The following is a 13,248-nucleotide window of genomic DNA, read 5'->3' as shown; positions in this document are numbered from 1 at the left end:
ATTTTGTGAACAATTTCACCTGATAAAAGGCAATAAAGAGAGAGTTGAAGAATTAGGAGAAATGACAGGCCATCTTTTTGTTTTACCGAAGAAACGAAAGGGAAAATGAAAAATCAAAAAGGCAAAGGAGTTCTTGAAATGAAAGCGAGACTATTTTTATTCAGCATGTTTCTCCTGATCCCCGTTCTGGCGCTTGCCGGATGCAACAGCCAATCTTCAGGAGGAAGCGAAAAAGCGAAAGACAAAGAAACGCACTCTCACGAAGACATGAATCACTCAGGTTCATCCGAGGTGCCGAAAGGTTTAAAGAAGGCCGAAAATCCGACTTATAAAGTCGGCAGTGACGTCATGATTTTAGCTTCTCATATGAAAGGCATGAAAAATGCGCAAGGAACCGTAAAAGGTGCTTATGATACAACGGTTTACAGTGTATCTTACACTCCGGAAACGGGAGGAAAGCGCGTCGAAGATCACAAATGGGTCATTCAGGAAGAGCTGAAGGGCACCGGTGATCAAACGTTAAAACCGGGTGACAAGGCCGTGATCGAGGCATCCCATATGAAAGGCATGAAGGGTGCCGAAGCCGTTATTGATTCAGCCAAAAAGACAACCGTTTATATGGTCGACTATACACCGACTGACGGCGGCCAAAAAGTAACCAATCATAAATGGGTGACAGAAGACGAGCTTGCTGCCGCAAAATAAAAAGACCGCCAAAGCCGAAGGAACTCCTTTGGCTTTTTTGCGGTCTCACATTTATGCGGATTTTCTTTTCAAGGCAGGTCTCGTTAAAGAGAATACAGCTAAAGCGACAGCGATAATGACAATCAAACCGCCGCACCAGGCTGTTGCTGTGACAGAACCGGTTTGTCCGATCACGCCGCCGCCGATGGCTGACCCGAGCGCGATGCCGATCTGCAAAGCGGACGTGTTGAAGCTTTGCTGAATATCGGAAGACTCAGGCGCAATTTTGATTAAATAGCTTTGCTGCGCCGGCGCAAGGCTCCAGCTGAGCAATCCCCAGATCACCATCGCAGGCAGGAAAATGATTAAAGAAACCGTTGTCAGCGGAAGAATAAACAGGATCAGAGCGAAAGAAACGGTCACAAGCATGATGCTTTTAAATGCTCCTAAACGGTCATACAGCCAGCCTCCGAACGGGCCGCCGCATACCGCTGACAGACCGAACAAAAAGTAGCATACACTGACCCAAACGGAACTCAAATGAAGCGTTCTTTCCAAAAAAGGCGCAAAGTAGGCATAGAGTGTGTAATGCCCCGCCAATGTAAACAAGGTGACAAGGTGTGCGCTGGCAATTTTGGCGGTCCCGATCGTCTTGATCTGCTCACGAAACGGAATCATTTTTTCAGCAGGTATTTTTTCAAAAAAGACGCTGATAATCAGCATGGAAATGAGAGATAATACGCCGATTCCCAAGAACAGAACACGCCAACCGAAGGCATTGCTGATGATAATGCCGACAGGCACGCCTAAAGCGATTGCGGAGCTGAACCCCATGAAAATGATGCCGATCGCCCGCGCTCTGTATTCAGGCGCCACGATTTTAGGAGCAATCGTTAAAGAAAGGACGACAATCAGCCCTGTGCTCATGGAAGCGAGCACCCGTGACACCATAAGAACGGCGAAATTGGGACTGAAATAAGCGACCAGATTACTTAGGAAGAAAATAAACAGTGCGATTAAATAAAGCCGCTTTCGTTCAGCCTTTGCCGTCACTGCCAAAAGCAGCGGGCCGGATACCGCGTAACCGAGCGCAAACACGCTGATCAGCTGCCCCGCGCTGACGATGGATATATCTAAGTCGGAAGCGATTTGCGGAAGAATACCGCCCACAATTAATTCAACCAATCCGACTGCGATGGTAGATGCTGCAAGCAGAAATACTTTGAAATTCATGTACAGATACTCCTTTTTTTATTTTTTAGAAAATAAAAAATCCTGATTACAAAAAGTGTACGGGACAATTTTTGTAATCAGGATTTTACGGTTCCTGGTAGACACCCTCAAACCATATCATTGAGGTTATACAATGTATGCAATATTCGGCTGTGTCCGTTTCTGCAAAAAATTCTACCATAATAGTGAGGGAGATTCCATAGAAAATTCGAGGAAATCCTTTCAATTTCAATATCGGCGGCTGTAACGTCATTGATGAAGCAGGGAAAAAAATTTATGATAACCGTAAGGAGTCTATACAGATCAAACATTATACAGCCGGAGGAAACCGATGAATAAGTACGAAAAAATCGCCAACGAAATGAGAAAGAGGATTAAAAGCAGTGTATATGACATAGATCAGCCGATCCCGGATGAAAAGACGCTCGCTGCGGAGTTCGGGTGCAGCCGGATGACGATGAAGCGGGCGCTTGATACACTTGCGGCTGAAGGGATGCTTTTCAGAAAAAGAGGGCACGGCACATTTATCATCCAATCAGCCATGCAGGATGAGCACGTTCACGTAGTCAGCAACGAAATTCTCGGCTTGAGCAATTTGTTAAAAGGCAAAAATATCAAGAGCAAGGTCATCCGGTTTGAAGTGCAGTTTCCGTCTCAAGATGTCGCCGCACATTTGGCCATCGATGAAAAGACTCCCGTCTATTATGTAGTGAGGCTCAGAATTGTTGAAGGCGAACCGTACGTTCTTGAAAAAACATACATGCCGGCGAGCCTTATACCCGGCATTAATGACGAGGTGCTCAACCATTCCATCTACGATCATATTACGCGGGAACTGCAGCTCAAAATCGCGGGCTCACACAGAAAAATCAGAGCGTGCAAGTCGGATGACATGGATCAGCAATATCTCGGCTGCCGGCCGGATGACCCGATACTTGAAGTCGAGCATGTAGGCTTTTTGGACAACGGCACTCCCTTTGAATATTCATTTTCCCGCCACCGTCATGACAAGTTTGTCGTGACCTCAGTCAATATAAAACGTTCATAAAAGCGCCGAAGAGTGAGAGAAAAACTCACTCTTTTTTTGTTGCCGCTGATTTACATCGTCGCTTCTTTTATGTTATATTACCCAATGATAGAATCATCCTACAAATTTCAGAGGTGTTTTGATGGAGATATCCAAAACAAGCAGACTGTCGCTCGTAGAACAAGTGGTGGCGCAAATTGAATCGTTAATTCAATCGGATAAATGGCCGGTCGGGACGCGCATTCCCCCTGAGCTGGATTTAATGAAGCAATTTGATGTGAGCCGAAACACGTTGCGTGAGGCCATTCGGGCGCTCGTACATGCCGGCCTGCTGCAGACAAGGCAGGGGAGCGGTACGTATGTCAGCTCATCCAGTGTTCTCGGCGCGGCATTTTACCGCCATATTAAAAAATCAAATTTGCTTGAAACATTAGAAGTCAGATACGCACTCGAAAGAGAAGCTGCACGATTGGCGGCGGAAAGGCGTAATGACGAAGACCTGAAAGCACTGAAGGCATGCTTGGATGAATGTGAAGCGGCCTTGCAAAATGAAGATCGAAAACGGTATGCCGAAGCCGACATTAAGCTGCACAAAACAATTGTACAGGCGGCCCATAACAACATGCTTTCTGATCTATACGAGCATATGACGGAGGCGCTTTGTGCGTCAGTCCATAACCTGTTGGAAATCACCCCTGCTATCCGGATCCACACCCAGCTTGCCGCCGCGATTATCGGACAGAAACCGGATCAGGCCATGGAGGCCGTCAACCAATACATCACAGTATTTAAAGATACAATACACATGGAGGATGAACATGAAAATTGAAGACGAACATCAAATTCTGCAAGCAAGTCATCGTAAAAAACTGATATTGCTGGTCATCGGAGTCATATTGATAGGGGCCAACCTCAGAGCGCCTTTGACATCGGTCGGGCCGCTCGTTTCCTCAATTCGGGACAGCCTCGGCATGACCAATGCGGCTGCCGGCACCATTACGACAGTGCCGCTTTTGGCCTTTGCATGTCTGTCGCCGTTTGTTCCTTTATTGTCCCGGCGCTTCGGGACCGAGATTGTCTTACTGTCATCATTAATTGTCCTGACAGCCGGAACTCTGCTGCGCTCCATCGCCGGAATCGGCACTCTCTTTTTCGGAACGATCCTGTTGGGATTGTCGATCGCCGTATGCAATGTCCTGCTGCCGAGTCTCATTAAACATAAGTTTCCCGGAAATTTAGGCATCATGACCGGCGTCTACTCGGTTTCTATGAATCTGTGCGGTGCGATTGCATCCGGCATCAGCGTGCCGATCGCCTCTTCAGCGGGGTTAGGCTGGAAAGGCGCGCTCGGCTGCTGGGCTATCCTTTCTTTTATTGCGTTCGTCATGTGGATTCCGCAAATGCGAGGACGTGAACTGCCCGTCCGCACGACTGGGACAAACGGAGAGAAGAAAAACAGTCTGATGCGGTCTCCGCTGGCTTGGAAGGTGACGATGTTCATGGGGCTGCAATCCCTTATTTTTTACACCGTCATCGCCTGGCTGCCGGAAATTCTTCAGCAGAATGGACTCAGCTCAAGTAAGGCGGGATGGATGCTTTCATTAATGCAATTCTCAGTCCTGCCTATTACTTTTATCGTGCCGATCGCTGCCGCTAAAATGAAAAATCAGCGCGCACTCGCCGGACTGACGGCTTTATTTTTCCTTATCGGCATTGCCGGCGTTCTTTTCGGAAGCCCGGCTCTCACTCCGCTATGGGTCATTTTGATCGGAATTGCGGGAGGCTGTGCGTTCAGTCTGGCGATGATGTTCTTCAGCCTGCGGACCCGGCATGTTCATGAAGCCGCGGCGCTTTCCGGCATGGCCCAGTCATTCGGATACCTGCTTGCCGCGTTCGGACCGCTTGTATTCGGTTTGCTGCATGACATCACGCACGGCTGGACGGTTCCGTTATTCATGCTGATCGCAGTCTCCGTTCTGATTTTCATTTTCGGAGTCGGAGCGGGAAAAGCGGAACAGATCAAAACAGCATAAAAAAACAAAGGGCCCGTTTAGGGTCCTTTGTTTTTTGTTTAAAAAGCTGTCTCAGGCCGTCACGCTGTCAGTTTTAAGCCGATGACACCGATGAGGATAAGCCCCAGAGACACCAATTGTGACAGATTGAATTTTTCTTTAAACCAAAGTATGCCCACGGCCGAAACGCCGATGCTTCCCATGCCGGTCCAAGCCGCATACGCGACACCTGTGGGAAGAACCTGCATCGCTCCGGAAAGGCAAAAGAATGAAAGCATAAAGCCTGTTACCATGACAATCAGCGGCCACTTTTTTTTAAAACCGTCAATATGTTTCATGGCAACGGCCGCTACAACTTCCTCCGCTCCGGCAATAAATAACAGCAGCCATGCCATTAATGTTCACCCCTTGTTTCAGTTTCTTTCGTAAATACCTTCATTCCTAAAATGCCGGACAACAGCAAAGCCAAAAAGAATATTTGCCCGATTGAAAACGATTCGCCTAAAATGACGCCCGTTACATATGTGCCGACGGTGCCTATTCCGACAAAAACGGTATATGCGGCAGCCATCGGAATTTTTTTATAAGAGCGGATCAGCATCAGAAAGCTGACGGCAATCAAAAGGAAAATACCAATCCAATCAAAGAGCGAGTCCGCATGCTTCAGGGCGGACGCCCAAACTACTTCTAACAGTCCGGCTATCAATACAAGCAGCCAATACATGATACAGTCACCTCAGTTATGAATGAATGTCAGTCATTTTTACGGCGGTCAAAAATGATCGGTCTCCGCCAATCATTTCTGCAAGCTTCTTTTGAGAAAGCTGAATATTTCTTTTTTATATACTTCGAGATCGACATCCTGTTCACAGCCGATATAAAACCGTTCAGCCGCGTTCTCGACAACGTTGATAATCGTTCTGGCCGTCCATCTGACATGAATGCCGCTGATGACCTCACCCTGTTCAATGGCCGTATTGATCACGCCTTCCAGCCAGGAATAATAAGGCTGATAAATGGCTTCCCATTTCTCCATTGAATGATCGATGGCAAGACCGGAATAACAGAGGACGATAATATCTTTATGAAGCCGGGTGATGTGAAATGTCTCATCTACCAAAATGTCCAGCAACGTCCAAAAATCTTCAGAACCGTCCGTTTTCCCTTTTATTCTGTCCAGCGTAGTGTCGAGCAGGTTTTCTGCAATCGCGGATATCAGTGCGTTTTTAGAAGAAAAATATAAATAAAACGTACCTTGGGCCGTTCCGGCTTTTTTGACGATTTCTGAAATGGATGCTTTGTCTAATCCTTTTTCAGAAATGACTTCAATCGCGGCTTGCAGGATCTTTTCGTATTTTCCCGAGCTTTGTTTTGCCAATAGAGGGGTTCCTCCTTTTATGAATGACTGTCATTCATTTTATCGCATATTCGCTTTTTTGTCACCCCTTAACATAAAAATACCGGAAAGAAGACCATACTTCTTTCCGGCATTCGTCATTTATCACTGTCGATCATAGCCTTCGGCAGACCTGTATATTTTGCCCAGTAATAAATACCGAGCGAACCGATGGCGATCAGAATCAGGTCAAGCGGATTGCTGATAATGCCCAATCCGTGGCCGAACGAGCCGAGATAGGAGAAAATCAGCATCATGACATAAAAGCCGACGATCCACCATGCTGATTTCAGCTGCTGGCGTATGCTGACATCATCTTTGGGAGCATATTTACTGAAACAGAGATAGATCAGAAACATGACAATTTGAGAACCGAGAAGCCAGGATACGGTGCGCCATCCGGACCAATATACAATATAAGAGGTAAAAATAAACGACAGCGGCCCGATGATGCTCATCCCTTTTAAATAAAACGGTCTGTTAATGTTCTTCGCGTTGACTCTCAGCGCCGCAGAAGAAATCGGCGCAATCGCATAAGACAGAATCAATGCGACGGAGCATACGTTGACAAGAGCGTTCCAAGAAGGGAACGGAAGCGTCCAAAAAACAGCCAGACCGAACGAAAGCCAAAGGGAGGCGCGCGGTGTCCCGGTTTCTTTATTGACTTTAGAAAAAATGCTGAATAATGTTCCGTTTCTGGCCCAGGCATAGACGAGACGTGAAGTCGTATTCATAAAGATATTTCCGTTACCGCCCGGTGATAAAATCGCATCTAAAATAACCAATGTCGCCAGCCACCCCAAACCGAGCAAAACGGCGATATCTTTGAACGGAAGGGAGAATTCAGTCCCGATAGCCGGCCATCCGTGCTTCAGGGTATCCGCCGGGATCGCCCCGATAAAAGTGAGCTGCAGCACGGTGTAAATAATAGTAGAAACGATAATACAAACAATCAATGCAATCGGAATGTTCCGCTTCGGATTCTGCACTTCACTCGCGACAGCCACAATCGGATGCAGCCCAAGGTATGCAAACATGACGCCGCCTGTGGAAATCGCGGCCTGAATTCCGGTGAAACCAAAAGGCGCGAATCCGTGAACGGTCATATTGCCCGGGTGAAAATGAAAAATCAGTACAACAATTACCGTAATCGGTACGACATATTTAAAAATCGAAATAATGAAGTTTGCTTTCGCAAAGGTTTTGACACTCCAGTAATTGAGGAGGAAGAACAGGCAAAGCAGCGCAAATTGCAATATCCATCCGGCAATTGTCGGCGAATCAGAGCCTTTTACGGTCAAACCGGGAAACCAATACGCTACGTATTGGCGGACTGCCGTGACTTCTATTGAAATAAGACTCGTGTATGCCACAATGGTGACAAAGGAAATTAAATATCCGACCAGGTGTCCGTGTGAATATACGGGATACCGGATAATTCCCCCGGTCCGCGGCAGCGCGGCGCCCAGTTCCGCATAAACTAAGCCGATCAATAAGATGATTCCCCCGCCGATCAGCCAGGAAAAAACGCCTGACGGGCCCGCTTTAGAGGCGACGTTACTGACGGCAAACAGCCATGCCGAACCGAATATGGCTCCCATGCCGATTAAAATAAGATCAAAAAGTGACATAGTTTTCTGGAAGTTTCCTTGCTTAGACATTCGCTGCCTCCTTAAAAAAGACATTGTTCTCTTTACATAATTCCCATTATCATTCAAACATACCCAGCCGGCCGGCTGGAAAATTAGGACAACTTTCGAAACGAAGTATGTACAGAAATGTGCTCACATCAAAATAACGGCCGTATGGCAAGATCTCCCGGCTTATATTCCCCGTTTTGAACACATTCAAACCTCATATTCAGAAAAACAAAAAACGCCCGAAACAGGCGTTTTTTGTTACAAGTTCATATCTTTCAGTCCGGGGCTGTGCTCATTCGGAAGCTCGGGAAGTTCCGGGACGGGGAAACCTTTAGGAGGCTCGGACACACTTAATTCGCCGCCGTTTCGGCTCGGCGTCGTTCCCTGCAGAATTTCTCCGATCCGTGTCGGATCCAGTCTGAAATTAAATTGGGTATTATGATAACCCATTTCAACGAATTTCCGGCATTCCGGGTATTTTTCAATATCATAATTCGGCACGGGAAATAATTTGCCCCATTCGACACCCAGTGTTTCCAGCGCTTTTGTAAATGCATTTTGATGGGCGTTGTCACGGACGATCAGAAAACCGAGTGTTTCTCTGAACGTCTGATTTGAACTCATTTCATAAATGCGCGTCTTTTGCAGCACGCCGGTTGATTCCAGCACGACATTGTCCAATAGATCGGAAATCAGATTCCCGTGGTTGTATACCCAAGACCCGTTCCATGGATTGCCGCCGGCGTCTACAGGAAGAGAACTTTGCGCCCCGATGATAAAATGGTGCGGATTGGCGTGTTTAACTGCTTCGTCAAGCGGCGCCTGATCTGCTGCCTGATTTCCGGCGCCCTCAGCGCCGCTTTCATCGAGCAGCGCATTAATCGTATGCTGGACGAGCTCAACGTGTGCGATCTCTTCTAAAAATACACCGCGAAGCAGGTCACGGAACTGTTTTTCTTTTCCTCTGAAATTAGAGCTTTGGAAAAAGTATTGCATCATCGTCCGCATTTCCCCGTAATGCCCGCCTAAAATTTCCTGAAGCACCTTGGCCGCGGCCGGGTCCGGCTTGTCCGGTTTAATGATATTGATCAGCTCTTCTTTGTAATAATACATAAACAGCGCCCCCTGAAAGAAGTTTTCGGTTCTTCTGTTAGTGTCTTTGCAAATTCAGTTTTTATGTATCGGCATCAAAAAAAGGACGGAAAGCGTGTCCGTCCTTTTGTGTTAAGCCTCAACCGCCCCGCGAAGTTTCGTGTTGACAAGCCCGTTCCATCCTTGATCCATCGTACTGTGAATCTCGGAGCTTTTCCGATTGACTTTATTGATGACGGCTTCCGGCTCTTTCCATCCGCCGTGAATGAGAGTGAATTCCGTATCCCCGCTTTCCGTTTCCTTTAAGACAAAAGAAACGATCCAGCCTTCCGTATCCCATGAAAAAGAAAGGCGGTACGGCGCTTCAATATCCAGCAGCTTGCACGGAGACGGACCGAACGGAGATTCCAGCTGAAACTCACTGTCTTCTTGAGGTGTGAAATCATTCGGCATAAACCAGAGAGACAGGCCGTCCGCCGTAGAGACCGTATCCCAGACAACTTGTATCGGCGCCTTGAAAACGGCGGTATGAATAATGTCCGGTAATGGCTGATTGCTGTTGTTTTTGTTATCTTTGTTTTGTTTATCAGACATGATGCGTAACCACTCTTTCGCTGTTTTTACTTTTGATCATACTACACAGGGCAGGACATTTGAAAACAAATCAAACTTATTTTATGCTTTTCCAAAGCCATTCAATTCATTTTAAGGAGACGTAGTGATGACAGATCAATTTAAAGCGTTAGTAGTCGATCAACATGAAGACCGGTTTTCAGTCAGCGTACGGGAGCTGGCGGTTCAGGACCTTCCCGAGGGTGAAGTGCTGATTAAGGTTTGCTACTCAGGGGTGAATTATAAAGACAGCTTGGCTGCCATTCCTGACGGCAAGATCGTAACCTCGTATCCTTTCGTGCCGGGAATTGATTTAGCGGGAATCGTCGTTTCTTCAGAGGACGCCCGTTTTAAAGAAGGGGACAAAGTCATTGCGACAAGCTACGGCATAGGCGTTTCCCATTTTGGCGGCTATAGCGGGATGGCCCGCATTCCGGCAGATTGGATCGTGCCGCTGCCTGAAGGTCTGACACTTAAAGAAGCCATGACGATCGGAACCGCCGGCTTCACTGCCGCATTGTCCGTCCAGCGTCTTGAAGAAAACCATGCCGCTCCTGAAAAAGGGAAGGTGCTGGTGACGGGAGCGACAGGCGGCGTCGGAAGCTTTGCCGTCTCCATTCTTTCAACCTTAGGTTATGAGGTCGAGGCCAGTACGGGAAAAGAAGAAGAAAGCGGCTATTTGAAGAGCCTCGGAGCAAAGACGGTCATTCACCGTGACGAAGTGTATAACGGCACGTTAAAACCGATGCAAAAACAAAAATGGGCAGCGGCCGTCGATCCGGTCGGAGGTGAGCCGCTTGCTTCAGTTCTCAGTCAGATTCAGTACGGCGGATCAGTTGCTGTGAGCGGACTGACAGCGGGAACGAAACTCCCGGCTACAGTCTTTCCGTTTATATTGCGCGGCGTCAGTCTCTTGGGAATTGATTCCGTATTCTGTCCGATGGAGACAAGAAAGAAAATATGGCAGCGTTTAGCTGATGACTTCAAGCCTGCAGATCTGGAGGCCTTTATTCAAAAGGAAATTACACTTGAAGAGCTGCCGGATACGCTTCCTGCCCTTTTAAAAGGAGAAGCGAGAGGGAGAACGATTGTTACAATAAACAAAGAATAAAACAAAAACCCCCAATCAGCAGTTGGGGGTTTTCAATATGTAATCAATTATTGATTATAATAGGGGTAATTCATTGAGTATGTTATGGAAATAAATTGATATAAAACGAAAATTGATTATATATAGGTAATATAAAGGTGAGTTATAAAATTTCCTGAAATATTTATTGACTGAAAGCGCTTTTAAAATTATGATAATAACATGAGTGCCAATAATATCATTATAACTTCACTACAAAGTAACTATAAAATAACAATATGACGAGAGGGGGAGAGCGAATAATCACTATAAATGATAACGCTTTCGGAACATTTTCTTCTTATATAACTGTTTTGGACGGTCAGAACTTGTATGCAGATGTTAGAGGTGTAAATATTGATAACTGAATATTCCGATATTATCTCTGTGTAAAAACTAGGAGGATTTGAAGATGAATAAAAATAGCAGCCAGCATTCATTTTTGAGAACCATCATTTTAGTATCGACATTCGGGGGGCTTCTTTTCGGCTACGATACCGGTGTGATTAATGGGGCGCTGCCGTTTATGGCGGAAGCTGACCAGCTTAATCTTACCGCTTTGACTGAAGGGATGGTGGCGAGCTCCCTGCTCTTGGGGGCTGCGATCGGCGCGGTTTTCGGAGGGAGATTGTCGGACTATAACGGCAGACGTAAAAATATCCTTATCCTTGCCGTTTTGTTCTTTGCAGCGACGCTTGGATGTACACTGGCGCCTAACGTATCGGTTATGATCATCTCCCGTTTTCTGCTGGGGCTTGCCGTCGGGGGAGCATCCGTAACCGTACCGGCATATTTGGCTGAAATGTCGCCGGCGGAAAGCCGAGGGAGAATGGTTACCCAAAATGAATTGATGATTGTAACGGGTCAGCTGCTTGCCTTCACGTGTAATGCTATCATCGGCAATGTGCTTGGTGATACCTCTCACGCTTGGCGCTATATGCTCGTTATCGCGGCCCTTCCGGCGGTATTCTTGTTTTTCGGTATGCTGAAAGTTCCTGAAAGTCCGCGCTGGCTGGTTTCTAAAGGAAGAAAAGAAGATGCTTTGCACGTTCTCCGGCGAATAAGGAATGAAGAGAAAGCGAAGTCTGAGCTCGCTGAGATTGAATCTGCCTTTCATAAGGAAGCTCAGATGGAGCAGGCGACCTTTAAGGATCTTGCCGTTCCGTGGGTGCGCCGCATTGTGTTTATCGGGATCGGAATTGCGGTAGTGCAGCAGCTCACCGGCGTGAATTCAATTATGTATTATGGAACTCAAATTTTAAAAGATGCCGGTTTCGAGACAAAAGCCGCATTAATCGGCAATATCGCTAACGGTGTGATTTCAGTGCTCGCGACTTTTGTGGGAATATGGCTTCTCGGCAAAGTCGGCCGCCGCCCGATGCTTATGACGGGGCTGATCGGAACGACTGCGGTGCTGCTTTTGATCGGAGTTCTGTCTGTCGTGCTGAAAGGATCGCCTGCTCTTCCTTATGTGGTTCTTTCATTAACAGTCACTTTCCTTGCGTTTCAGCAGGGGGCTGTCTCTCCGGTGACCTGGCTGATGCTGTCGGAGATATTCCCGCTGCGATTGCGGGGGCTTGGTATGGGGGTCACTGTCTTCTGCCTCTGGATCGTGAACTTCATTGTTGGTTTAACTTTTCCGATCCTGCTCGCAAACATCGGATTGTCTGCAACCTTCTTCATTTTTGTCCTGTTAGGGATAGCGTCCGTTATATTTGTGAAAAGGTTCCTTCCGGAAACGAAAGGTCTGTCGCTCGAACAGCTTGAACAAAACTTCCGTGCCTATGAAAAAACAGATCGTAATAGCGCAGAAGCCGAGGTGAGCGGATAATCTGAATAGACGCGGGGTTCCTGGGAATCCTGCTTTTTATTTATTATATAGAAGGGAATAATAAGCGGGAAAAAAAGTTTCATAAAAGTGTTGACCTAATTTAAAGTGCGTGGTATATTATTAAACGTCGCTGATGAACTAAGCGATAACGACAAATGAGAAAATGATCTTTTGAAAAAAGACTTTACAAATTCTCAAAAGCGTGTATAATAAATGAAGTCGAGAAAAAAGACTTCGAAAAGAAATGAAAAAACACTTGACATCATAACTGATTGGTAGTATGATAGTTAAGTCGTCTGATAAGCGCCCGTAGCTCAATTGGATAGAGCGTTTGACTACGGATCAAAAGGTTAGGGGTTCGACTCCTCTCGGGCGCGCCAATTCAAATGCGGGTGTAGTTTAGTGGTAAAACCTCAGCCTTCCAAGCTGATGTCGTGAGTTCGATTCTCATCACCCGCTCCATCATAATGATCTTTGAAAACTAAACAAGACAAAACGTACCTGTTAATTCAAAGTTTTAAATAAATCGCACAGCGATGTGCGTAGTCAGTCAAACTAAGGTCTGCACGATGCAGATCACACAGACGTTACT

13 protein-coding genes, 2 tRNA genes and 1 riboswitch are annotated in these 13,248 nt (G+C 46.6%); of the genes, 8 read left to right on the top strand and 7 right to left on the bottom strand.

The features are described from left to right. Positions 1-138 precede the first annotated feature (138 nt). Positions 139-705 carry a YdhK family protein gene (locus OWN49_RS16340; RefSeq protein ID WP_077723137.1) on the top strand — a complete coding sequence of 189 codons (567 nt, stop codon included), beginning with the start codon at positions 139-141 and terminating at the stop codon, positions 703-705. A 51-nt stretch (positions 706-756) separates the two neighbouring features. Here the strand turns inward: OWN49_RS16340 and OWN49_RS16335 are convergent, their stop codons facing one another. Further along, positions 757-1,917, bottom strand: a complete 1,161-nt coding sequence (locus OWN49_RS16335) for an MFS transporter (RefSeq protein ID WP_015388619.1) — start codon at positions 1,915-1,917, stop codon at positions 757-759. A 54-nt stretch (positions 1,918-1,971) separates the two neighbouring features. Continuing rightward, a riboswitch (purine riboswitch) is annotated at positions 1,972-2,071 on the bottom strand. 177 nt (positions 2,072-2,248) lie between these two features. Between OWN49_RS16335 and OWN49_RS16330 the strand changes: the two genes are divergently transcribed. The 3 genes from OWN49_RS16330 (at position 2,249) to OWN49_RS16320 (ending at position 4,977) form a co-directional block, all read left to right on the top strand. Then, positions 2,249-2,965: a GntR family transcriptional regulator gene (locus OWN49_RS16330; RefSeq protein ID WP_007409298.1), complete on the top strand. Its 717-nt coding sequence runs from the start codon at positions 2,249-2,251 to the stop codon at positions 2,963-2,965. A gap of 121 nt (positions 2,966-3,086) precedes the next feature. Then, entirely contained in the window at positions 3,087-3,773 is a 687-nt protein-coding gene (locus tag OWN49_RS16325; RefSeq protein WP_003156026.1) for a FadR/GntR family transcriptional regulator, read from the top strand. Next, the gene (locus OWN49_RS16320; RefSeq protein WP_015416938.1) at positions 3,763-4,977 is read left to right on the top strand and encodes a CynX/NimT family MFS transporter; all 1,215 of its coding nucleotides are present in this window, start codon (positions 3,763-3,765) and stop codon (positions 4,975-4,977) included. Before OWN49_RS16325 ends, OWN49_RS16320 begins: the two co-directional genes overlap by 11 nt. A gap of 59 nt (positions 4,978-5,036) precedes the next feature. Here OWN49_RS16320 and OWN49_RS16315 read toward each other — a convergent pair whose 3' ends face one another. From OWN49_RS16315 to OWN49_RS16290, 6 genes are all read right to left on the bottom strand, one after another. Continuing rightward, on the bottom strand, positions 5,037-5,351 hold the full coding sequence (locus OWN49_RS16315; protein ID WP_003156024.1) for a DMT family transporter: 315 nt from the start codon (positions 5,349-5,351) through the stop codon (positions 5,037-5,039). Continuing rightward, positions 5,351-5,680 (bottom strand): DMT family transporter, encoded by a 330-nt coding sequence (locus tag OWN49_RS16310; protein WP_003156023.1) that lies wholly within the window; start codon positions 5,678-5,680, stop codon positions 5,351-5,353. The genes OWN49_RS16315 and OWN49_RS16310 overlap by 1 nt, the downstream gene beginning before the upstream one ends. Positions 5,681-5,752: 72 nt before the next feature. Continuing rightward, positions 5,753-6,334, bottom strand: a complete 582-nt coding sequence (locus tag OWN49_RS16305; protein ID WP_014304461.1) for a TetR family transcriptional regulator — start codon at positions 6,332-6,334, stop codon at positions 5,753-5,755. A gap of 116 nt (positions 6,335-6,450) precedes the next feature. Continuing rightward, positions 6,451-8,013, bottom strand: a complete 1,563-nt coding sequence (locus tag OWN49_RS16300; protein WP_007409293.1) for an APC family permease — start codon at positions 8,011-8,013, stop codon at positions 6,451-6,453. 237 nt (positions 8,014-8,250) lie between these two features. After that, positions 8,251-9,105, bottom strand: coding sequence for a manganese catalase family protein (locus OWN49_RS16295; protein WP_040238461.1), 855 nt, complete (start codon positions 9,103-9,105; stop codon positions 8,251-8,253). 111 nt (positions 9,106-9,216) lie between these two features. Further along, the gene (locus tag OWN49_RS16290; protein WP_176283137.1) at positions 9,217-9,678 is read right to left on the bottom strand and encodes an SRPBCC family protein; all 462 of its coding nucleotides are present in this window, start codon (positions 9,676-9,678) and stop codon (positions 9,217-9,219) included. Between the two features lie 127 nt (positions 9,679-9,805). On the opposite strand from OWN49_RS16290, the gene OWN49_RS16285 reads away from it, so the two are divergent. The 4 genes from OWN49_RS16285 (at position 9,806) to OWN49_RS16270 (ending at position 13,118) form a co-directional block, all read left to right on the top strand. Further along, positions 9,806-10,807 (top strand): NADPH:quinone oxidoreductase family protein, encoded by a 1,002-nt coding sequence (locus OWN49_RS16285; RefSeq protein WP_176283138.1) that lies wholly within the window; start codon positions 9,806-9,808, stop codon positions 10,805-10,807. 430 nt (positions 10,808-11,237) lie between these two features. Beyond that, positions 11,238-12,656, top strand: a complete 1,419-nt coding sequence (locus OWN49_RS16280) for a sugar porter family MFS transporter (protein ID WP_172614489.1) — start codon at positions 11,238-11,240, stop codon at positions 12,654-12,656. A 303-nt stretch (positions 12,657-12,959) separates the two neighbouring features. Next, a tRNA-Arg gene (locus OWN49_RS16275) sits at positions 12,960-13,036 on the top strand. An 8-nt stretch (positions 13,037-13,044) separates the two neighbouring features. Then, positions 13,045-13,118: transfer RNA gene (locus tag OWN49_RS16270), tRNA-Gly, on the top strand. Positions 13,119-13,248: the final 130 nt, after the last annotated feature.

The sequence above is a fragment of the Bacillus sp. NEAU-242-2 genome, assembly GCF_027853835.1.
GTDB lineage: Bacteria > Bacillota > Bacilli > Bacillales > Bacillaceae > Bacillus > Bacillus velezensis.
The sequence above is the reverse complement of the archived record's forward strand: the minus strand, read 5'-3'. Positions and strand labels throughout refer to the sequence as shown.